Annotated in this window: 18 protein-coding genes and 1 pseudogene; 9 read left to right on the top strand and 10 right to left on the bottom strand. The window is 65.0% G+C overall.

The window, feature by feature from the left end; all coding sequences use genetic code 11:
• The 4 genes from Q0L30_RS17545 to Q0L30_RS17530 form a co-directional block, all read right to left on the bottom strand.
• A partial coding sequence (locus Q0L30_RS17545; protein WP_296658978.1) for a branched-chain amino acid ABC transporter permease occupies positions 1 to 473 on the bottom strand: 473 nt, incomplete at its 3' end.
• A 211-nt stretch (positions 474 to 684) separates the two neighbouring features.
• A complete protein-coding gene (locus Q0L30_RS17540) occupies positions 685 to 1,197 on the bottom strand; it encodes a hypothetical protein (protein ID WP_296658975.1) in 513 nt (170 codons plus the stop codon).
• A 549-nt stretch (positions 1,198 to 1,746) separates the two neighbouring features.
• Positions 1,747 to 2,709: a 4-hydroxy-3-methylbut-2-enyl diphosphate reductase gene (gene ispH, locus Q0L30_RS17535; protein WP_296658973.1), complete on the bottom strand. Its 963-nt coding sequence runs from the start codon at positions 2,707 to 2,709 to the stop codon at positions 1,747 to 1,749.
• A gap of 4 nt (positions 2,710 to 2,713) precedes the next feature.
• Positions 2,714 to 3,169 carry a peptidylprolyl isomerase gene (locus Q0L30_RS17530; protein ID WP_296658970.1) on the bottom strand — a complete coding sequence of 152 codons (456 nt, stop codon included), beginning with the start codon at positions 3,167 to 3,169 and terminating at the stop codon, positions 2,714 to 2,716.
• A 314-nt stretch (positions 3,170 to 3,483) separates the two neighbouring features.
• Between Q0L30_RS17530 and radC the strand changes: the two are divergent.
• The 4 genes and pseudogenes from radC to nadB form a co-directional block, all read left to right on the top strand.
• Positions 3,484 to 4,152: pseudogene (gene radC, locus Q0L30_RS17525) on the top strand (DNA repair protein RadC); the annotation flags it as partial.
• Positions 4,153 to 4,424: 272 nt separating this feature from the next.
• Positions 4,425 to 4,658: a 50S ribosomal protein L28 gene (rpmB, locus tag Q0L30_RS17520; RefSeq protein ID WP_293046108.1), complete on the top strand. Its 234-nt coding sequence runs from the start codon at positions 4,425 to 4,427 to the stop codon at positions 4,656 to 4,658.
• Between the two features lie 10 nt (positions 4,659 to 4,668).
• On the top strand, positions 4,669 to 4,836 hold the full coding sequence (gene rpmG / locus Q0L30_RS17515) for a 50S ribosomal protein L33 (RefSeq protein WP_027794136.1): 168 nt from the start codon (positions 4,669 to 4,671) through the stop codon (positions 4,834 to 4,836).
• A gap of 206 nt (positions 4,837 to 5,042) precedes the next feature.
• Positions 5,043 to 6,644 carry an L-aspartate oxidase gene (gene nadB, locus Q0L30_RS17510; RefSeq protein ID WP_296658958.1) on the top strand — a complete coding sequence of 534 codons (1,602 nt, stop codon included), beginning with the start codon at positions 5,043 to 5,045 and terminating at the stop codon, positions 6,642 to 6,644.
• A 110-nt stretch (positions 6,645 to 6,754) separates the two neighbouring features.
• Here nadB and nadC read toward each other — a convergent pair whose 3' ends face one another.
• The 6 genes from nadC to purN form a co-directional block, all read right to left on the bottom strand.
• Entirely contained in the window at positions 6,755 to 7,654 is a 900-nt protein-coding gene (gene nadC / locus Q0L30_RS17505; RefSeq protein ID WP_296658955.1) for a carboxylating nicotinate-nucleotide diphosphorylase, read from the bottom strand.
• Complete coding sequence (gene nadA / locus Q0L30_RS17500; RefSeq protein WP_296658952.1) at positions 7,655 to 8,785, bottom strand: quinolinate synthase NadA; 1,131 nt, start codon at positions 8,783 to 8,785, stop codon at positions 7,655 to 7,657.
• A 238-nt stretch (positions 8,786 to 9,023) separates the two neighbouring features.
• Positions 9,024 to 10,220: an acyl-CoA desaturase gene (locus Q0L30_RS17495; RefSeq protein WP_296658950.1), complete on the bottom strand. Its 1,197-nt coding sequence runs from the start codon at positions 10,218 to 10,220 to the stop codon at positions 9,024 to 9,026.
• 191 nt (positions 10,221 to 10,411) lie between these two features.
• Positions 10,412 to 11,755 (bottom strand): mechanosensitive ion channel domain-containing protein, encoded by a 1,344-nt coding sequence (locus Q0L30_RS17490; protein ID WP_296659017.1) that lies wholly within the window; start codon positions 11,753 to 11,755, stop codon positions 10,412 to 10,414.
• Between the two features lie 165 nt (positions 11,756 to 11,920).
• On the bottom strand, positions 11,921 to 13,324 hold the full coding sequence (locus tag Q0L30_RS17485) for an RsmB/NOP family class I SAM-dependent RNA methyltransferase (protein ID WP_296658947.1): 1,404 nt from the start codon (positions 13,322 to 13,324) through the stop codon (positions 11,921 to 11,923).
• Positions 13,321 to 14,010, bottom strand: coding sequence for a phosphoribosylglycinamide formyltransferase (gene purN / locus Q0L30_RS17480; protein ID WP_296658946.1), 690 nt, complete (start codon positions 14,008 to 14,010; stop codon positions 13,321 to 13,323). Before purN ends, Q0L30_RS17485 begins: the two co-directional genes overlap by 4 nt.
• Positions 14,011 to 14,181: 171 nt before the next feature.
• Between purN and Q0L30_RS17475 the strand changes: the two genes are divergently transcribed.
• From Q0L30_RS17475 to Q0L30_RS17455, 5 genes are all read left to right on the top strand, one after another.
• Entirely contained in the window at positions 14,182 to 15,171 is a 990-nt protein-coding gene (locus Q0L30_RS17475; protein WP_296658943.1) for a bifunctional riboflavin kinase/FAD synthetase, read from the top strand.
• Between the two features lie 173 nt (positions 15,172 to 15,344).
• A complete protein-coding gene (gene ileS / locus Q0L30_RS17470; RefSeq protein ID WP_296658940.1) occupies positions 15,345 to 18,209 on the top strand; it encodes an isoleucine--tRNA ligase in 2,865 nt (954 codons plus the stop codon).
• Positions 18,209 to 18,715: a signal peptidase II gene (gene lspA, locus Q0L30_RS17465; protein WP_296658938.1), complete on the top strand. Its 507-nt coding sequence runs from the start codon at positions 18,209 to 18,211 to the stop codon at positions 18,713 to 18,715. The genes ileS and lspA overlap by 1 nt, the downstream gene beginning before the upstream one ends.
• 88 nt (positions 18,716 to 18,803) lie before the next feature.
• Positions 18,804 to 20,033, top strand: a complete 1,230-nt coding sequence (coaBC, locus tag Q0L30_RS17460; protein WP_296658934.1) for a bifunctional phosphopantothenoylcysteine decarboxylase/phosphopantothenate--cysteine ligase CoaBC — start codon at positions 18,804 to 18,806, stop codon at positions 20,031 to 20,033.
• Between the two features lie 68 nt (positions 20,034 to 20,101).
• Positions 20,102 to 21,106 carry an LLM class flavin-dependent oxidoreductase gene (locus Q0L30_RS17455; RefSeq protein ID WP_296658931.1) on the top strand — a complete coding sequence of 335 codons (1,005 nt, stop codon included), beginning with the start codon at positions 20,102 to 20,104 and terminating at the stop codon, positions 21,104 to 21,106.
• The last annotated feature ends 25 nt before the right edge of the window (positions 21,107 to 21,131 follow it).

Raw genomic sequence — 21,131 nt, 5'->3', positions numbered from 1 at the left:
ATCTCGGTCGGCGAGATCACGGCGCCCACGCCGGTTTCAGTCGGCTTGATGACGTTGATCGGATCGGTGGAGATGAGCTGCGGGAACGCGAGCGGATTGCGGCCCCAGATCATCATGGCGAGCGTCTCGAGCAGGATCGACACACCGATCGCGGTGATGAGCGGCGCGAGGCGCGGCGCGCGGCGCAGCGGCCGGTAAGCGATTTTCTCGATCGCGTACCCGACGACCGCGCAGACCACCGCGGCGACGATCAGCGCGATGGTCAGCGTCGCGATGTTCCCGAGGCCCGGGAAATGATTGTGCAGCACGTTGATGGCGGAAAGCGCGACCATGGCGCCGACCATCAGCACGTCGCCGTGCGCGAAGTTGATGATGCCCAGAATCCCGTACACCATGGTGTAGCCCAGTGCGATGATGGCGTAGATGCTGCCAAGCACCAGCCCATTCAGGATCTGCTGGATGAAGATATCCATTTAATGCTCCTTAGCCCGTGCGACCGGATTCGCGCTGTGCATCGGCCGGTGGGCGATGTTTTACGGAACCGCAACGACACTCTCGGGTACTGAAGTAAAAGACCGGTTACGGTTACCCACACCCGGTTCGAATCACCGCTGTGTAACAGCGGCGGACTCCCCGGAAGCAGATGCAAAAACGGCACCGCCGGATGGTTCGGTGCCGTCGGGTTCAACTACCTGTCACGTTCGCGACGACACAGTGGCCAATAGCCTCGCGGCCAACCATGAATGCGTCACGTGTCATGACTCCCTTCTGCAGTCCGTCCTCGCTGCCGGGGTTGCCCGAAAACGCCGCATCGCTGCGAGCGGCTTCGGTCAGACCGGCCAACGAACCCCATTGCCGCGACGCGCCATTGTGAAGAATGGCGACGACGCGCGCCCTGCGGCTCGTCACGAAAACAGCGCTCGCGCCGGTGCGTGCACGAGCAAGTTGCATGCCATTTGTCATGACTACGGGAACCGCGGTCATCCTTGTCCCCTTTGCAGCACGCGCGCGATTAAGATGCGGCTTGCCGTTTTCATCGTCATGTCCTGAATGCACGTCGGTCTGTACATCGGTCCCTGCCAGGCGCGCGGTCATCTTCACCGCCGCCCCACCCGTCCCGGCACTGCTGTCGTGCCACGCAGCGCGCAGCGCAACCGCAGTCGCCGAAAACGCGGCGTAAGCAAAATCAACTTGCATTAATCAGGTCTCCTGCACCTTCCGAATTACTCGCTGAAAGCCCGTCAAGCCTTCAGGACGCGCGCATTGTAACTCCAATTATGCGGGCAGCAATATGGTTGAACCGGCAGGGTTTTCCTGCATTGCAACCGCATTCCCAAACCAGCGAACAACATGGGTTGCACCGTTGGTAGCACCGGATTTTCGGGCATCAGTTGCACCAAAAGAACCAGGATTTGCACCAAGTGTTGCAGGCAGTAGCCGGAAGACCTTGCCAGGCGGCGGCCTTTCCGAGAATTTAAGAGCACGAACGCAGCCAGTCGTCATGCGCCCTGTCGGCGCACTTTCTGTTCAGGTCGGCAAGAGGGTCGCGATTAAATGGGGCCGCATTTAAAAATTTCGTGCGATTTTCGATCCGTGACGATCGAAAAACCCCAACTTTGCACGGGTTGATCTCGGTTTCACGGCGTTACGCCCCCATTTAATTGACTGTTTATGGCCTGGTGGAGCGATCAACGGGTGGAAAAAAGCGCGCCGGCGGCGCGCTTTTCTGATCGGTACCTGAAAGCTTCAGGCCGGCAAGCCGAGCCCGCGCGGCAACGGAAACGCGATGTTTTCCTCGATGCCTTCCAGTGCGCGCACGTTGCGCACACCCAATTCACGCAGACGCTGGATGATCTCCTGCGCAAGCGCTTCCGGCGCCGAGGCGCCCGCCGTCAGACCGATCCGGTGCTTGCCCACGAGCCATTGCGGGTCGATCTGGGAGGCGGCGTCCACCATATAGGCAGTGACACCGCGCTTCTCGGCGACTTCGCGCAACCGGTTGGAATTCGAGCTGTTCGGGCTGCCGACCACGATCACCAGGTCGCACTGGGGCGCCATGAATTTCACGGCGTCCTGGCGATTTTGCGTAGCGTAACAGATGTCCTGCTTCTTCGGCTCGCGGATGGTGGGAAAACGCGCCTTGAGCGCCGCGATGATATCGGCCGCGTCGTCGACGGAAAGCGTGGTCTGCGTGACGAACGCCACGCGCGACGGATCGCGCAACTGTAGCGACGCGACGTCGGCGGCGTCTTCCACGAGATACATGCCCTCTTCGGCCTGCCCCATCGTGCCTTCGACTTCGGGGTGGCCCTTGTGGCCGATCATCACGATGTCGAGGCCCTCGTCGCGCATCTTCGCGACTTCGACGTGCACTTTGGTGACGAGCGGGCACGTGGCGTCGTAGACGCGCAGCCCGCGCGCCTCGGCATCCGCGCGCACCGCCTTGGAGACGCCGTGCGCACTGAATATGACCGTGTTGCCGGACGGCACTTCATCGAGCTGCTCGATGAAGATCGCCCCTTTCTTGCGCAGATCTTCGACCACGTAGGCGTTGTGGACAATTTCGTGGCGCACGTAGATAGGTGCGCCGTGCTGCTTGATCGCGCGCTCGACGATTTCGATGGCGCGATCGACACCGGCACAGAAGCCGCGCGGCTGCGCGAGCAGGATTTCGGTGTCGGCAATCAAGGACGTGTCCGGGGAGCTCATGGGCTTACAGAATTCCGATGATTTTCACTTCAAACTCAACCGCCTGGCCAGCGAGCGGGTGATTGAAATCGAACAGTACGGAGGTCTCGTCGATCTCCTTGACCACGCCCGCAATGCGGCCGCCATCGGCTGCATTGAATTCGATCAGATCGCCGGGAGTGAACTCTTCGCGCGCCATGCCGTGTTCGTGCAGCGTGCCAAGCGAGATGCGCTGGATCAGCAAGGGGCTGCGCTGGCCGAAAGCGACATCCGGCTCTAGCTGAAAGGTCGAATGGTGCCCCACCTTCAGGCCCTGCAGAATCTCTTCCAGCGGCGGTGCGATCTGTCCGGCGCCGATCATCAGGGTCGCCGGGTGCTCGGTGAACGTATTGACGACGTTGGTGCCGTCGGCGAGTGCGAGCCGGTAATGCAGCGTTACGTGGGAACCCGATTTCACCTCGGAGATGTCGATGATGGTCATACGGTACTCATTGTCGTCTGGTCGCACCCGTAAGGCGCCGGTCCGGCCGCGCTGGCGCAGCCGCAAAACTCCTATTGTAAGCCACTTATCCGAGGCGGTTGGGGCGTGCATGTGCGATCCGGCGAAGCACGGTTGTCGCACCAGGCGCGATCCGGCCGCATTCTCACCACCCCATGGAGGTCGCAATGCTGGAAGCAGCCTGCGCGAAGCCAGTCTGGCCCAACGCCGAAACGCCGACGGGCGCTCCTCGCCCTGTTCACCCCGCTCACTCCGTTCCCGCCGGACGAGACGCGCCATCCCCGGCCTGCGGCAACGCGGCACACGCGCGTGCGCGAAGCATGCCGCGAGAGCGCCTGCGCACATCCGGGCCAGGCGCGCTTTCGGACGAGGAGCTGCTCGCGTTGCTGCTCGGGTCGGGCTTGCCCGGCCACGATGTCTTCGATGTCGCGCGCTCGCTCATCGAGCGGTTCGGCTCGCTGCGCGTCATGCTGGACGCACAACGCGAGGAGTTCGACGGCCTGCGCGGCATCGGTCCGGCGAAAGCCGCCAAGCTGCTCGCCGTGCTCGAACTCGCCCGCCGCGCACTGGCCGAGCAGCTCGACGAAAAACCGCTCGTCGATACACCGGGCGCGGTGGAGGACTATCTGCGCCTGATGATCGGCGCCCGGCCCTATGAAGTTTTCGTGTGCCTTTATATGGACGTGCGGCACCGCCTGATCCGTCCCGAGGAAAGCTCGCGTGGTTCGCTCACGCGCATGGTGGTGTATCCTCGCGAAATCGTGCGGCGTGCGCTGATGCTCAACGCCGCGAGCCTGATCGTCGCGCACAACCATCCGTCAGGCGCCGTGCAGCCGAGCGCGAGCGACCGGCGCCTCACCCGGGTGCTGCGCGAAACGCTTGCGCTCGTGGACGTCCAGCTGGTCGACCATCTCGTGATCGGCGCGCGGGAGACGTATTCGTTCGCCCGCAACGGCTGGAACTGACAGGCTCCACCTGAGCCGGCGTCACGAACGCCGGCTCGGTCCGCACCATTGCCGTTGCAAATCGGGTTTGATTTTCCTGCGTTTTTTCTGCTAGAATCACGGTTTGCCTGTTTCCAACCCTGTTCCGAAGCCTGTCAAGGCGTTCCAGGGGGGAATGAGCTGGGTTCGAGGTTGTTTCTCATCCATACGTGAGCGCCCCCTTGCCCGCCATATCTCGCCTGGGAAACTTTAGCGGCTCACGAACTCAGAATTAGCGTATTAGGAGTGCTCTCATGGCACGCGTATGCCAAGTAACTGGGAAAGCGCCGATGAGCGGCAACAACGTTTCCCACGCGAACAACAAGACCAAGCGTCGTTTTCTCCCGAATCTGCAAAACCGCCGTTTCTGGGTTGAAAGCGAAAACCGTTGGGTGCGTCTGCGCCTGTCGAATGCAGGCCTGCGCCTGATCGACAAGAACGGTATCGATTCGGTGCTCGCAGATCTGCGCGCACGTGGCGAAGTCTAAGGAGTAAATCATGGCCAAGGGCGTCCGCGACAAGATCAAGCTGGAGTCGACCGCAGGTACGGGTCACTTCTACACGACCACGAAGAACAAGCGCAACATGCCGGAAAAAATGTCGATCAAGAAGTTCGACCCGGTTGTTCGCAAGCACGTCGAGTACAAGGAAACCAAGATCAAGTAATCTGGTTCCGAGCCTGACGAAGACAGAAAACCCCGCACTTGTGCGGGGTTTTTCTTTTTCCGGTTCGCCACATCGCTTCGCACAAGACAACTTCGCTCGTCAGGGCATTCGTTCGGCTTTTCCTCTCGCCGCCGTTGGGAGTATGCTTCCCGCTTCATCGGCCGCACCGCGCGCCGCAATAGAACAAGAGATGGAGAAGCAGGACCATGAATTTCGATGTTGCGATCGTCGGCAGCGGGCTGGCGGGCCTGAGCGTCGCGCTTAACCTCGCCGACACACGGCGCGTCGTGGTGATCGCGAAACGCGACATGACCGAAGGCGCGAGCGATCGGGCGCAGGGCGGCATCGCCGCGGTACTCGATCCGACCGACAGCGTCGAGAATCACGTCGGCGACACGCTGGTTGCCGGCGGCGGCCTGTGCGACGAAGGCGCCACGCGCTATATCGTCGAAAATGGCCGTGCCGCGATCGAGTGGCTGATCCAGCAACAGGTGCCGTTCACGAAGGACGCCGCTGCCAATCTGGGCTATCACCTCACACGCGAAGGCGGCCACAGCCATCGCCGGATCATCCACGCCGCCGACGCAACCGGCCACGCCGTCGTGCAAACGCTCATCGAGCGCGCACGCCAGCATCCGAACATCACGATCCTCGAAGATCACCACGCGATCGACGTGATCACGTCCGACCGCCTCGGCCTGCCCGGCCGCCGTTGTCATGGTCTCTATGCGCTCGATCTCAAGAACGACCGCACCGTGACGATCCAGGCGCCGCACACGGTCCTCGCGACCGGCGGCGCGGGCAAGGTCTACCTCTATACGACGAACCCCGACACGGCCACCGGCGACGGCATCGCCATGGCCTGGCGCGCGGGCTGCCGCGTGGCGAACATGGAGTTCATCCAGTTCCATCCGACCTGCCTCTTCCACCCGCATGCGAAGTCGTTCCTGATCTCCGAGGCGGTGCGCGGCGAAGGCGGTGTGCTGCGTCTGCCCGACGGCACCCGGTTCATGCCCGAGCACGACGCGCGCGCCGAACTCGCACCGCGCGACATCGTTGCGCGCGCCATCGATTTCGAAATCAAGCGGCACGGCATCGACTGCGTGCATCTCGACATCAGCCACCAGCCGGCCGCGTTCCTCGAAGAGCACTTCCCGACGATCCTCGCGCGCTGCCAGGATTTCGGCATCGACATCACGAAGGAGCCGATTCCCGTCGTACCGGCTGCGCACTACACCTGCGGCGGCGTCGTCACCGACCTCGCGGGCCGCACCGACCTCGCGGGCCTCTACGCGGTCGGCGAGACCTCGTACACGGGCCTGCACGGCGCGAACCGGCTCGCCAGCAATTCGCTGCTCGAATGCCTCGTGATCGGGCGTTCGGCGGCCCAGGCGATCGAGGCCGAAGGCTTCGGCGCCGCCGCACACGCACCGCTGCCCGACTGGGACGAAAGCCGCGTTTCGGACTCCGACGAAGAAGTCGTCGTCGCCCACAACTGGGACGAACTGCGCCGCCTGATGTGGAATTACGTCGGCATCGTGCGCACCGACAAGCGGCTCGAGCGCGCCCAGCATCGCATCTCCCTCCTGCGCGACGAGATTCTCGAGTACTACGCGAACTTCCGCGTGACGCGCGATCTGCTCGAACTGCGCAATCTCGTCGAAGTCGCCTCGCTGATCGTCGAGAGCGCGCGCTCTCGGCGCGAAAGCCGCGGCCTGCACTACAGCCGCGACTGGCCGAACACGCTGCCGAAAGCGTTGCCGAGCGTGCTCTCGCCGGAGCGCGTGCGCAACCGCACGATCGGCTAGGCGCGCGAACACCCCATCAAAACAAAGGGCCGCCTCTTGCGAGGCGGCCCTTGTCGTTTGCACTTGTCTTGGCGAGGTTTTCGCGTGTTTTCGTCTTGCCGCGCGTGCGCTCAGACGATCCGCATCGAGTAGTCGGTTGCGCGCACGTCCTTCGTGAGCGCGCCGATCGAAATGCGGTCGACGCCCGTTTCGGCAATTGCACACACGGTGTCGAAATTCACGCCGCCCGAGCCTTCGAGCACCGCGCGCCCCGCCGTGAGGCGCACCGCGTCGCGCATCGCATCGAGCGAGAAGTTATCGAGCAGGATCGACTTCGCGCCATGCGCAAGCGCTTCGTCGAGTTGCGCAAGCGTCTCCACTTCGATCTGGACCGGCACGGCCGCGTCGAGCGCAAACGCGGCGTCTGCCGCCGCGCCCACGCCGCCCGCAGCGGCGATGTGGTTTTCCTTGATGAGAATGCCGTCGTAAAGCGCGAGCCGCTGGTTCGCCCCACCGCCCACGCGCACCGCGTACTTCTGCGCGAGGCGCAGGCCAGGCAGTGTCTTGCGCGTATCGACGATGCGCGTTTGCGTGTGCGCGATCGCATCCACGTAGCGGCGCGTCGCGCTCGCCACGCCCGAGAGCAGTTGCAGGAAGTTCATCGCGCTGCGCTCGGCGGTAAGCAGCGCACGCGCCGGACCGCGCAGTGAGCAGACCGTCGAGTCGACGCTCATGCGCTCGCCCTCGCGATAGTGCCAGTGCACCTCGATGCGCGCGTCGACGCTCTTCATCACGCCGTCGAACCACATCACGCCGCACAGCACCGCTTCTTCGCGCACGATGATGCGTGCATCGCGCATTTCGTCCGCGCTCACGAGACGGCCCGTCTGGTCGCCGGCGCCGATGTCTTCCGCGAGCGCTTCGGCCACGTTACGGGCGATGGCCGCATCGAATGCCGCGCCGTACTGCGCGCGCACTGCGGCGAGCAACGGCGATGCCGCTTCGACGCCGATCAGATCTCTCGCACCCATTTACGCGGCCCCCACGTTCGCGAAGAGCGCGCCGTCGCGCGCGAGGTCGCCGCTCGCCTGCACGCGGCGCTTGTGCTCGGCTGCGAACGCCAGCATGCGGTCGATCGGCAGACGCGCACGTTCGCCGAGCGCCGCGTCGACAAAAATCTCGTTGTGGCCGCGCTCCAGCACGTCCGCGAGATTTTCGAGGCCGTTCATCGCCATCCACGGGCAGTGCGCGCAGCTCTTGCAGGTGGCGCTGTTGCCGGCCGTGGGCGCTTCGATAAAGGTCTTGTTCGGTGCGGCGAGCCGCATCTTGTGCAGGATGCCGAGGTCGGTCGCGACGATGAAATGCGTGGCGTCGAGCTTCACGGCCGCGTCGATCAACTGCGTGGTCGAGCCGACCACGTCGGCCAGTGCGACGACGGCTTCCGGCGATTCGGGATGCACAAGCACCTTTGCATCGGGATACTGAGTGCGCAGCAAATCGAGTTCGATGCCCTTGAACTCGTCGTGCACGAGGCACGAGCCTTGCCACATCAGCATGTCGGCGCCGGTCTTCTTCTGGATATAGCTGCCGAGATGGCGGTCCGGCGCCCAGAGGATCTTTTGGCCCGACGCATGCAGATGCGCGACGATCTCAAGACCGATCGACGAAGTCACCATCCAGTCCGCGCGCGCCTTCACGGCGGCGCTGGTGTTGGCATAGACGACAACGGTACGGTCGGGATGTTCGTCGCAGAACGCGGAGAATTCGTCGATGGGGCAGCCGAGGTCGAGCGAGCAGGTCGCTTCGAGGTCCGGCATCAGAATGCGCTTGTTGGGGCTCAGGATCTTGGCCGTCTCGCCCATGAAGCGCACACCGGCCACGACGAGCGTTTGCGCTTCATGATCGCGGCCGAAGCGCGCCATTTCGAGCGAATCGGCCACGCAGCCGCCGGTTTCGTCCGCCAGCTCCTGCAGTTCGGGATCGACGTAATAGTGCGCGACGAGCACCGCCTTCTCGCGCAAGAGCAGCGCACGGATGCGCTCTTTCAATGCCACGCGTTGTGCTGCGCTCGGGGCATCGGGCACGCGTGCCCAGGCCTGTCCGACGCTGCAAACGGCGCCCTGCGGCCGGTCGTATTCGACCACCCTGATCGCCTGACTCATGATCTCCTCCTGTCGACCAGAGTTAGTGCTTTAGCACTTACTCTGGTCCCATGCCGGTAACGCAGTCGACCAGACTTAGTGCTTTAGCGCTTGCTCTGGTCCCATGCGAATGGTGCTGCCCTGCCAATGGCTGCCGATAAACCCATGCGAGCGGCACAGGTTTCGCGGCCCCAAAAGAAAAACCCCGCCAACGCGGGGTTTTGTGACGTACCTGAATTCTAATGGATTTTCTTACGTCTCATGCATAGCGCCGAAGACGCGAAGCGAATTCCTGAAGCGCCTTGATGCCGCTCTGTTCGGCGCGATGACACCAGTCTTGCAGTTGCGTGAGCAGTTGTTCGCGCGACGCGCTGGAACGATCCCAGATCGCCGCGAGCTCGTTGCGCAGTTCGATGAACGTGCGCAGCTGCTGGCTATTCGCGAAGATCTGCGGAAGCTGGCGCTTCTGCGGCTCGTCGAGGCTCGATTCTTCCTTGTAGAACCATTTGCGCGCGCCGTGCATCAGTTGGTACTTCTCGCGCGCGCCCACTTCCTTCAGGTGCGCGAGCTCCTGGCGATACGCCTGCTTCACGGCCTTCGCGTAACGCGCCATCACTTCATAGCGGTTCGACAACACGGCCTGCAGCGTTTCCTGGTCGGGCACGAGCTTGCCCTTCGTAAGACGCGGCGTGGGCGCGACCTTCTTGACCTTGGCAAGCCCGCACATCGACATCAGACGGATGTACATCCAGCCGATATCGAACTCGTACCACTTGTTCGACAGCTTCGCGGACGTCGCGAACGTGTGGTGGTTGTTGTGCAGTTCCTCGCCGCCGATGATGATGCCGAGCGGGAACAGGTTCGTGCTCGCATCCGCCGAATTGAAGTTGCGATAGCCGAAGAAGTGGCCGAGACCGTTGACGACGCCTGCCGCCCAGAACGGAATCCACGCCATCTGCACGGCCCAGACGGTCAGACCGACCGCGCCGAAAAGCAGCACGTCGATCACCATCATGAGGCTCACGCCGAGAATCGGATACTTCGTGTAGATGTTGCGCTCGATCCAGTCGTTGGGCGTGCCGTGACTGTAGCGGCGCATCGTTTCTTCGTTCTTCGCTTCGGCGCGATACAGCTCCGCGCCTTCGAGCAGCACTTTCCAGAGGCCGCGCGTCTGCGGGCTGTGCGGATCTTCCTCCGTCTCGCATTTCGCATGGTGCTTGCGGTGGATCGAGGCCCACTGGCCCGTGAGCATGCCGGTGGTCATCCACAGCCAGAAACGGAAGAAATGGCTGGCGATGGGATGCATGTCGAGCGCGCGGTGCGCCTGGCAGCGGTGGAGATACACGGTCACGCCGACGATCGTGATGTGCGTGACGACGGCCACGTACAGCAGGATCTGCCACCACGAGAAATGCAGCACCCCGTGTGCGAGGAAATCGAGCAGGGAATTCAACAAGGTCTGTACCTGAGAGACGAGTGACTTCAGCCTTACAGCGTTGCCAAAGTCAGGGAAGTGAAAGCAGTGAGAAGCTTTGGACGGCATTCTACGCGAACCGTTCCAAGTGTTTGTAACAAATGAAGATTTTTTTCAGTTCCGGCGCGGTCCCGCGCGCCGGAGTGTGTGCTCGCACACTGTTGCGGCACCTTTCAGCCGGCGGTGGGCGTCTCGGTGCGGGCGCTGCGCTGCACAACGCCGGGAATCTCCGCGGCGCCAATGATGCGGACCTCGCGTTGCGCAAACGGAATCGAAATGCCGTGCTCGCCGAAGAGGCGCCAGATATTGAGGTTCACGGCCGAGCGCACGCCTGCAGTGCCCGTGGCTGCGTCGGCAACCCAGAAGCCCAGTTCGAGATCGATGCCGTCCGAGCCGAAACTCACGAGATACGGGGTCGGAGCAGGTTCGGCCAGCACGCGATCCACGCCCTGGGCCGCCCGCGCGAGCAGCGCCATCGCGAAATCGAGGTCCGTATCGTAGGCCACCTGCACAGCCGCTTTGGCGTAGCCGCGCGTGAGGTACGACGACTGGTTCTGCACGACATCGGTGATGAGCTTTTCGTTCGGGATCAGCGTTTCGACGCCGTCGAGTCCGCGCACCACCGTGTAGCGCGTGCGGATCTGCGTGACCTTGCCCGCGAGGCCGCTGACGTTGATCGTGTCGCCGAGGTGCAGCGAGCGGTCGATCAGGATGATGAAGCCGGACACATAGTTGCTCGCGATCTTCTGCAGCCCGAAGCCGAGGCCGACGCCCAGCGCCCCGCCGAACACGCCGAGCACGGTGATGTCGATGCCGACGATCGAGAGGCTGAAGAGCACCGCCGCGAACACGAGCAGCGCGCGCCCGACGCGCGCGAGCACGACGCGCAGGTTGGCGTCGAGCGTGGTGGCGCGCATCAGGCGGTCTTCGAGCGCCGAGCCGGCCCAGATCGCGACGACCATCGTCACGCAGACCCACAACACGGCGTTCGCGAGCGAGAGCAGGCTGATGTGCGAGGTGCCGATGCGAAAGCGCACGCTCGCCATCCAGTCGAGCGCGTCGTCCTGGATGCCGAGCACGGTCAGCACCATGACGAGCCAGACGATCAGCGAAACGAGTTTCTCGATGATCGAGAGCCACGCATGCGTCGAGCCCTTGCCGCCGAACACGCGGCGCGCGAAGAAGAACGCGATGTAGATGAGGCCGATGCCGAACAGCGGCACGAGCGCGAGATTGAGCAGCGACGTGTGGAAGAAGTTGCTGGCGATCGCGCGCGCCACCCAGACGCAGCCTGCGCCGATCAGCGGAAAGAGCGCCTTGGTGAGGCTTTCCGCGCCGAAGGGCCGCGCCTCGCGGCGCGCCTTGCGGCGCGCTTCGATCCCGCGCTGCAACAGCCGCGCGAGCACGAAGGCCACGATGAGCGCGCCGATCAGCACGCCGATCTGCCAGAGCATGACCGGCTGACCGAAGTCGTGGATCACGCCGCCCAGCATGTGAGTCAGCAAACGGTTTTCGATCATGGTGCGTATTGGCACACGACGCGTGCGGCATGTGCGACGTGCGCGGCAAGCACGCGTGCGGCGGGCCGTCCCGCGCTCTCCGTCCAACCCGCCGCGCCGCGCATGCGTGCCTGCGGCCCGCTCGCGCGGGCGCGGTTATAAGCCCGGTTTTGAGCGCGGGCGTTATTCGGCGACATTCGGCTCGTCGGCGACATTCGGCTCATCGGCGGTTTCGCTCGCCCGCGCAATCGCATCGGCCGCTTGCTGCTGCGCTGCCGATTCCTCCGGCGTGGTCTCTGCCTGCGCCTGCTTCTTCGACGGCCCCGCGTCGCCACGGCGCTCCAGCACGGCGGCGAAGAAGCCGTCGGTGGCGTGGCGGTGCGGCCACAGCGAAAGGTAATCGCCCGTATCGAGCCCCACGCGCTGCTCCGCAAGCACGTCGCGCGCGCTCACCAGGACGAACTCGGGATGTGCGTCGAGGAACTGCTTCACGACCGCTTCGTTCTCGGCTTCGAGAATGCTGCAGGTCGCGTAGACAAGACGGCCGCCACGCTTGAGCAAACGCGCGGCGCTCGTGAGGATCGACAGTTGCTTGGGTGCGAGTTCGGCGACCGATTCGGGCGTCTGGCGCCACTTGAGGTCGGGGTTGCGGCGCAGCGTGCCGAGGCCGGAGCACGGCGCATCCACGAGCACGCGGTCGATCTTGCCGACGAGCCGCTTGATCTTCGAGTCGTGCTCGCTGTCGATCAGCACCGGATTGACGTTCGAAAGCCCGCTGCGCGCGAGGCGCGGCTTGAGCTTCGCGAGGCGGCGCTCGGAGATGTCGAACGCGTAGAGACGCCCCGACGAGCGCATCATCGCGCCGAGCGCGAGCGTCTTGCCGCCCGCGCCCGCACAGAAATCGACGATCATCTCGCCGCGGCGCGGCGCGAGCAGCGAGCACAGCAACTGGCTGCCTTCGTCCTGCACTTCGAACCAGCCTTCCCTGAACGCATCGAGCTTCGAGAGCGCGGGCTTGCCGACCACGCGCACGCCGAACGGCGCGAACGGCGTTTCACCGGCCTCGATGCCGGCCTCGCCGAGCGCGCGCACCAATACCTCGCGGCTCGCCTTGATGGGATTCGCACGCAGATCGAGCGGCGCCGGATAGTTCAGCGCCGCAGCCAGTTGCGCGAGTTCGGCGGGCTCGAAGCGCTGCTGGAGCGCGGTCATGATCCACTCGGGCAGGTTCAGCTGCACGCGCTGCGGCAGGCTCGCCGGATCGATCTTCGATACGTGTTCGAGCCAGCCCGCCTCGGCATCCGACACGAACGGGCGCACCGCCGCGCGGCCCGCCGTCGCCATCAGACCGAGCAGCGCGAGCCGCCGCGTCGGGCTGCCGGTGCCGCTCTCGGCCAGATGCGCGAACTCCATGCGGCGGCGCAGGACCGCGAACACCGCTTCGGCGATCACGCCGCGCTCGCCGTGGCCGAGCTTCGGATGCTCGCGGAAGAACCGGCTCGTGACCGCGTCGGCGGGGCCGGTGAACTTGAGGACGTCGGCGAGCAACGTTTCGGTTTGTCCGATCAGGAATCCATGCAGCCTCATGCGCCCTCCCCGGCGGCTTGTGCGTTTGCGTTCAGGTTCGCGTTCGCGTTGGTGTCGTCAAGGAAAAGCCATTGCGGCTCGGGTGGCGCGAGCGTCACGCGTTCGCCGTCGAGCGCAAGACGCCCTTCGACGAACCAGCGCACCGCGCGCGGGTAGATCACGTGCTCGGTCTTCAGGATGCGCGCGGCGAGCGCCGCGGCGTCGTCGCCCGTGCGCACCGGCACGACCGACTGTACGACGATCGGGCCATGATCGAGCGCGGGCGTAACGAAGTGGACCGTGGCGCCGTGCACGCGGCAGCCGGCGTCGAGTGCCTGTTGATGCGTGTGCAGGCCCGGAAAGCTCGGCAGCAGCGACGGATGGATATTCAGCATCCGACCCGTATAGTGCGCAACGAACGGCTCGGTCAGGACGCGCATGAAACCGGCGAGAATGACGAGGTCCGGCTGATAGCCGTCGATCACCTGCGCGAGCGCCGCGTCGAACGCGGCGCGATCGCGGAACTGGCGGTGATCGACCACAGCCGTGGCAATGCCGTGCGAAGCCGCAAACGCGAGCCCCGCGGCATCCGGACGGTTGGCAATCACGGCGGCGACGCGCGCCGGCCACGCTTCGTGCGCGCACGCGCGCACAATGGCTTCCATGTTGCTGCCCCGTCCCGAGATCAGGATGACGAGATTTTTCATCCGCGGATTTTATCATCGAGGGCTACGTGCGACGCGGCAACGGCGGCGATTCCCCGTTGCAGCGTTTATAATCGTCTGTTTCGTCGCGGCGGGCTTGCTGCGACGCCTCTCGCCACTTCGATCACGCTTTGGCCACGCTTTGGCCACACATTAACGGTCCGTTCCGCTATCGTGAGAGTCTTCCGCGGTCTTCCCAACGCCGAAAGCCGCGCGCCCTGCGCGCTGACCATCGGCAACTTCGACGGTGTCCACCGCGGACATCAGGCGTTGCTCGCGCGCGTGCGCGAAGCCGCCCGCGCGCGCGGCCTGCCCGTCTGCGTGATGACCTTCGAGCCCCACCCGCGCGAGTTCTTCAATCCAGCCGGCGCGCCGCCGCGCATCGCCATGCTGCGCGACAAGCTCGAAGCGCTGCGCGACAACGGCGTGGACCGCGTGGTCGTCGAGCACTTCAACCACACGTTCGCAAGCCAGTCGCCCGACACGTTCGTCGAGCGCATCATCGTGCACGGCCTGCACACGCGCTGGATGATGATCGGCGACGATTTCCGCTACGGCGCGAAGCGCGCGGGCGATTTCGCCTCGCTCAAGGCGGCCGGCGAGCAGCACGGCTTCGAAGTCGAGCAGATGGCGACCGTGGCCGACCCGTCCGGCGCGCGCATCTCGAGTTCGGGCGTGCGCGCCGCGCTCGCCGCAGGCGACCTCGATGCCGCGCGCGCCGCACTCGGCTGCGGCTACGCGATCAGCGGCCACGTCGTGCACGGCCTGAAACTCGGCCGCGACCTCGGTTTCCCGACGATGAACCTGCCGATCGGCCACAAGCGGCCGGCGCTCAAGGGCGTATTCGTCGTGCAGGTGCACGGCATCGCCGAGCACCCGCTGCCCGGCGTTGCGAGCCTCGGCGTGCGGCCCACCGTCGACGACTCGGGCCGCGTGCTGCTCGAAGTACACCTGCTCGACTGGCACGGCAGCGCCTATGGCAAGCTCGTGCGCGTCGAATTCCTGAAGAAGCTGCGCGACGAGGAGAAGTTCGCCGACCTCGAAACGCTCACGTCGGCCATTGCGCGCGACGTGGTCGACGCCCGTGCGTGGTTCGCAGCCGCGCACGCGCCGGGCAGCCGTTCCACCGGTTTTGCCACTTCGGCCACCGACCGAATTAGGTAGTCCGCGGCCCGTGCGCGCGACAACGCCGCACGGGTTGCCCGCCCCCGGCGCCCAGTCGTGATTGCGTAATTGTGCGATTGCGCAACTACGCGACGGGCACGCGAGGCGACGGTTGAGCGGCGAGGCCGCAGAGTCCGACGCCGTGCATCCCCTGAATTCACCGTGATTTCACCATGAGCGACAAGAAAGCATCCTCCGGCAAGCCCGCGCAGAAGACCGAATCTAAATACCCCGTCAACCTGCTGGACACTCCGTTTCCGATGCGCGGCGATCTGCCGAAGCGCGAACCCCAGTGGGTCAAGGAATGGCAGGACAAGGAGATCTACCAGAAGATCCGCGCGGCCTCGAAGGGCCGCAAGAAGTTCATCCTGCACGACGGCCCGCCGTATGCGAACGGCGACATCCACCTCGGCCACGCGGTGAACAAGATCCTCAAGGACATGATCGTCAAGGCGCGCAATCTCGCGGGCTACGACGCGGTCTACGTGCCGGGCTGGGATTGCCACGGCATGCCGATCGAGATCCAGATCGAAAAGCAGTTCGGCAAATCGCTGCCCGCGACCGAAGTCATGAAGAAGGCGCGCGAATACGCAGCCGGCCAGATCGAGACGCAAAAGGCCGGCTTCCGGCGCCTTGGCGTGCTCGGCGACTGGGACAACCCGTACAAGACCATGAACTTCGCGAATGAGGCCGGCGAGATCCGCGCGCTCGCGAAGATCCTCGAAAAAGGCTATGTGTTCCGCGGCCTGAAGCCCGTGAACTGGTGCTTCGACTGCGGCTCGGCGCTCGCCGAGGCGGAAGTCGAGTACAAGGACAAGACCGATCCGACCATCGACGTGATGTTCCCGTTCGCGCAAGCAGCGGAAACGGCCGCCGCGTTCGGCCTGGCCGCCCTGCCGCGCGAGGAAGGCGGCGTCGTGATCTGGACCACGACGCCGTGGACGATTCCGGCCAACCAGGCGCTCAACGTCCATCCGGAAGTGATCTACGCGCTCGTCGATACGCAGCGCGGCCTGCTGATTCTCGCCGAAGAGCGCGTCGAAGCCTGTATGAAGGACTTCGAGCTCGATGGCCGCGTGATCGCCACGGCGCCGGGCGCGAAGCTCGCGAATCTGCGCTTCCATCACCCGCTTGCGTCGGCGCATCCGGGCTACAAGCGCACGTCGCCCATCTATCCCGGCGACTACGTGACGACCGACACCGGCACGGGCATCGTGCACTCGGCCCCGGCCTACGGCGTGGAAGACTTTGCCTCGTGCAAGGCCCACAACATGGCCGACTCGGACATCATCAGCCCGGTCATGGGCGACGGCCGCTACATCGAATCGCTGCCGCTCTTCGGCGGCCTCGCGATCTGGGCGGCGAACCCGAAGATCGTCGAAGCGCTCGACAACGCGGGCACGCTCCTGCGCAGCGAGAAATACCTGCACAGCTACATGCACTGCTGGCGCCACAAGACGCCGATCATCTACCGCGCCACCTCGCAGTGGTTCGCGGGCATGGACGTGAAGCCGAACGACGGCAGCAAGACGCTGCGCGAGACCGCGCTCGAAGGCATCGAGGCGACGGCGTTCTATCCGTCGTGGGGCAAGCAGCGCCTGTACGCGATGATCGCGAACCGCCCGGACTGGACGCTTTCGCGTCAGCGCCAGTGGGGCGTGCCGATGGCGTTCTTCGTCCACAAGGAAACGGGCGAGCTGCATCCGCGCACGCTGGAGCTGCTCGAAGAAGTCGCCAAGCGCGTCGAACAGAGCGGCATCGAAGCGTGGCAAGCGCTCGATCCGCGCGAGCTGATCGGCGACGACGCCAATCTGTACGAGAAGAACCGCGACACGCTCGACGTGTGGTTCGACTCCGGCACGACGCACTGGCACGTGCTGCGCGGCTCGCACAAGGACGATCTGCAGTTCCCGGCCGACCTCTATCTGGAAGGCTCGGACCAGCATCGCGGCTGGTTCCACTCGTCGCTGCTCACGGCGTCGATGCTCGACGGCCGCCCGCCGTACGACGCGCTGCTCACGCACGGCTTCACCGTCGACGGCGAAGGCCGCAAGATGTCGAAGTCGCTCGGCAACGGCGTCGATCCGCATGAGGTGGCGAACCGCCTCGGCGCGGAAATCATCCGCCTGTGGATCGCATCGACCGACTACTCGGGCGAACTCGCAATCTCCGAGGAAATCCTCAAGCGCGTGACCGAGGGCTATCGCCGCATCCGCAACACGCTGCGCTTCCTGCTCTCGAACCTCTCCGACTTCGAGTTCGACAAGCATGCGCTGCCCGCCGCCGAATGGCTCGAAATCGACCGCTACGCCGTCGCGCTCACGCACACGCTGCAAAACGATGTGCTCGCGCACTACGACCGCTACGAGTTCCACCCGGTCGTCGCGAAGCTGCAGACGTTCTGCTCGGAAGACCTGGGCGGCTTCTATCTCGACGTGCTCAAGGACCGCCTCTACACGAGCGCCGTCGATTCGAAGGCCCGCCGCGCCGCGCAGACCGCGCTCCATCACATCACGCACAGCCTGCTGCGCATCCTCGCGCCGTTCCTCTCGTTCACGGCCGAAGAAGCGTGGAAGGTGTTCCAGCCGCACACCGAGACCATCTTCACCGAGACGTTCCACGCGTTCCCGGACGTCGCGCAGGGCGACATGCAGGCCGAAGCGCTGATCGCGCGCTGGACGCTGCTGCGCGAAGTGCGCGGCAACGTGACGAAGGCGCTCGAAGAAGCGCGCGTGGCCAATGCGATCGGTTCGTCGCTGCAGGCCGAAGTGCGCATTCTCGCGAGCGGCGCGCGCTACGACGCGCTCACCTCGCTCGGCGACGACCTCAAGTTCGTGCTGATCACCTCGGCGGCCGAGGTCGTCAAGGTCGAGAGCGAGGCGGACGAAGGCGTCGAGGTCATCACGTCGAAGTACCTCAAGTGCGAGCGCTGCTGGCACTACCGCGAGGAAGTCGGCACGAACGCCGAACACCCGGGGCTGTGCGGCCGCTGCGTCGCCAATCTCTTCGGTAACGGCGAAACACGGAGCGCGGCATAATGGCAAAGACCAGGCCGTTGCAGTCCCGCGCGAGCGGCACGCTTGCGCCGTGGCTCGGCATCGCGATTGTCGTGATCCTGTGCGACCAGCTCACGAAGATCGCCATCGCCCGGGTGTTCAGCTACGGCGAAAGCCGCGCGATCACGTCGTTCTTCAACCTCGTGCTCGTGTACAACAAGGGCGCCGCGTTCAGCTTTCTCGCCGCGGCGGGCGGCTGGCAGCGCTGGGCATTCACGGCACTCGGCGTAGCGGCGGCACTCGTGATCAGCTATCTGCTCAAGCGCCACGCGGGGCAGCGCATGTTCTGCACGGCGCTGGCGCTGATTCTCGGCGGCGCGCTCGGCAATGTGCTCGACCGGCTGATGTACGGCCACGTGATCGACTTCCTCGACTTCCATGTGGGCGGATGGCACTGGCCGGCGTTCAACATCGCGGATAGCGCGATTACGATCGGCGCGGTGCTGCTGGTGATCGACGAGCTGCGGCGCGTGCGCGGCGCGCGCTGAGCGGGCGTCGTGCATGGGATCGGAGTCAGGGCTGACGCGCCAACTCCGATCGACCGCCTTGCGTGTGACCGGAGTAAGGAGACTGGACTTGAACACCGCTGCTGCCAACCCGGGCGAACTCGCCGGTAAGCACCTCGTCATCGGCATGACCGGCGGCATCGCCTGCTACAAGATCGCAGAGCTCACGCGCCTTCTGACCAAGGCCGGTGCAACCGTGCAGGTCGTCATGACCGAGGCGGCAACGCAGTTCATCACGCCCGTCACCATGCAGGCGCTTTCGGGCCGGCCCGTCTACACCAGCCAGTGGGACGCGCGCATGCCCAACAACATGGCGCACATCGACCTCTCGCGCGGCGCCGACGCCATCGTCATCGCCCCCGCCTCCACCGACTTCCTCGCCAAACTCGCGCACGGTTTCGCCGACGGCCTGCTCTCGACACTGTGCGTCGCCCGCGACTGTCCGTTGCTGGTCGTTCCGGCCATGAACCGGCAGATGTGGAACAACCCGGCCACGCAACGCAACGTCGCTCAACTGAGCGCAGACGGCATCGAAACGCTCGGCCCCGATTCCGGTCCGCAGGCATGCGGCGAAGTCGGCGACGGCCGCATGCTGGAGCCGGAAGCCGTCTACGAAGCGATCGTCTCGTTCTTCGCGCCGAAGGTGCTTGCGCAACGTCGCGTGCTGATCACCGCCGGGCCGACCTTCGAGCCGCTCGACCCGGTGCGCGGCATCACGAACCGTTCGAGCGGCAAAATGGGCTTCGCGCTCGCGCGTGCGGCGCAGCAAGCCGGCGCCGACGTCCATCTCGTCGCGGGCCCGGTCACGCTCGAAACGCCGTGGGGCGTCTATCGCGAAGACGTGCAGACAGCCCAGCAGATGTACGACGCGGTCATGCGCGCTGTGCCCGACTACGATGTGTTCATCGGCGTGGCGGCGGTGGCCGACTGGCGCGTCGATCACATCGCGACGCAGAAGATCAAGAAAACCGCCGAGGGGCGGGTTCCCGGCTTCACGTTCGTCGAGAATCCCGACATCCTCGCCTCCGTGGCCAGGCTGCCGCATCCGCCGTATTGCGTCGGCTTCGCAGCAGAAAGCGGCGACCTCGACGTCCATGCCGAACAAAAGCGCGTGCGCAAGAACGTACCGCTCCTGATCGGCAATCTCGGCCCGCAGACCTTCGGACTCGACGACAACGAAGTCGTCCTCTTCGAAGCTGCCGGCAGCACGAAGCTGCCACGCGCAGCCAAGCAGGCGCTCGCGCAGACGCTGATCGCCGAGATCGCGCGCCGCCTGCCCGACCAGAGCATCATCTCGTGACGCGCGCGGCGCCGTCGGCGGATAAGGCCGAGGCGGCGCGCGTCGCGAAAGAAGCAGGGTGAGCCGTCATGACGCTTCTTTCCGTACTCGACCAGTCGCCCGTGATTACCGGGCATACGGCCGCCGACGCCATCGCGGCGACCCTCGAACTCGCGCAGCTCGCCGACGACCTCGGCTACACGCGCTACTGGTGCGCCGAGCACCATGGCCTGCTAGGCGTGTGCAATCCCTGCCCCGAAATCATGCTTGCGCGGCTCGGCAGCGCGACGAAGCGCATCCGGATCGGTTCGGGCGGCGTGATGCTTCCCTACTACAGCCCGTTCAAGATCGCCGAGCAGTTCATGATGCTGGAGGCGCTCTTTCCGAACCGCATCGATCTCGGCGTGGGCCGTGCGCCCGGCAGTGACATGCGCACGGCACAGGCCGTCGCGGCCGGTTCTTACAGCCGCGGCGAACAGTTCGCCGAGCAGGTGCGCGATCTGGTCGGACTCATGGACGGCACGCTGCCGGACGACCACATCGCGAGCGGCACGCTCCTGCAACCGCAGATCGAAACGCGGCCGCAGTTGTGGGTGCTCGGTTCGAGCGACTTCGGCGGCGCGCTCGCCGCGCAGCTCGGTCTGCGCTTTTCGTTCGCGCATTTCATCAACGCGCATTTCGGGCACCTGGTGGCGAACGCCTATCGCGACCGCTTCCAGGCCGGGCACGAGGCGACGCCGTACCTCGCCTGCGCGGTGTTCGTGATCTGCGCGGATACCGAACGGGAAGCCGCCGACCTCGAAAAAGCCGTCGATCTGCGCCGCGTGCAGATGGCGCTCGGCCTGAACGCGCCGATCCCGACCGTCGAGCAAGGCCTCGCCCAGGAATACGGCGAGCGCGAGCAACTCGTGATCGACCGCGAGAAGCCGCGCAGCATCGTCGGCACGCCCGAAAGCGTCACGGAGCGCCTGCGCGTGCTGCAAGAACGCTTCGCCGCCGACGAACTGATCGTGCTCACCATCGCCGGCAGCTACGCGGCGCGGCTGCGCTCCTACGAACTGCTGGCCGAAGCGTTCGCGCTGTCCCGCCTCTGATCCCTACGCCAACCCAACCTTCACT

The organism is Paraburkholderia sp. (assembly GCF_024281035.1).
GTDB lineage: Bacteria > Pseudomonadota > Gammaproteobacteria > Burkholderiales > Burkholderiaceae > Paraburkholderia.
The sequence above is the reverse complement of the archived record's forward strand: the minus strand, read 5'-3'. Positions and strand labels throughout refer to the sequence as shown.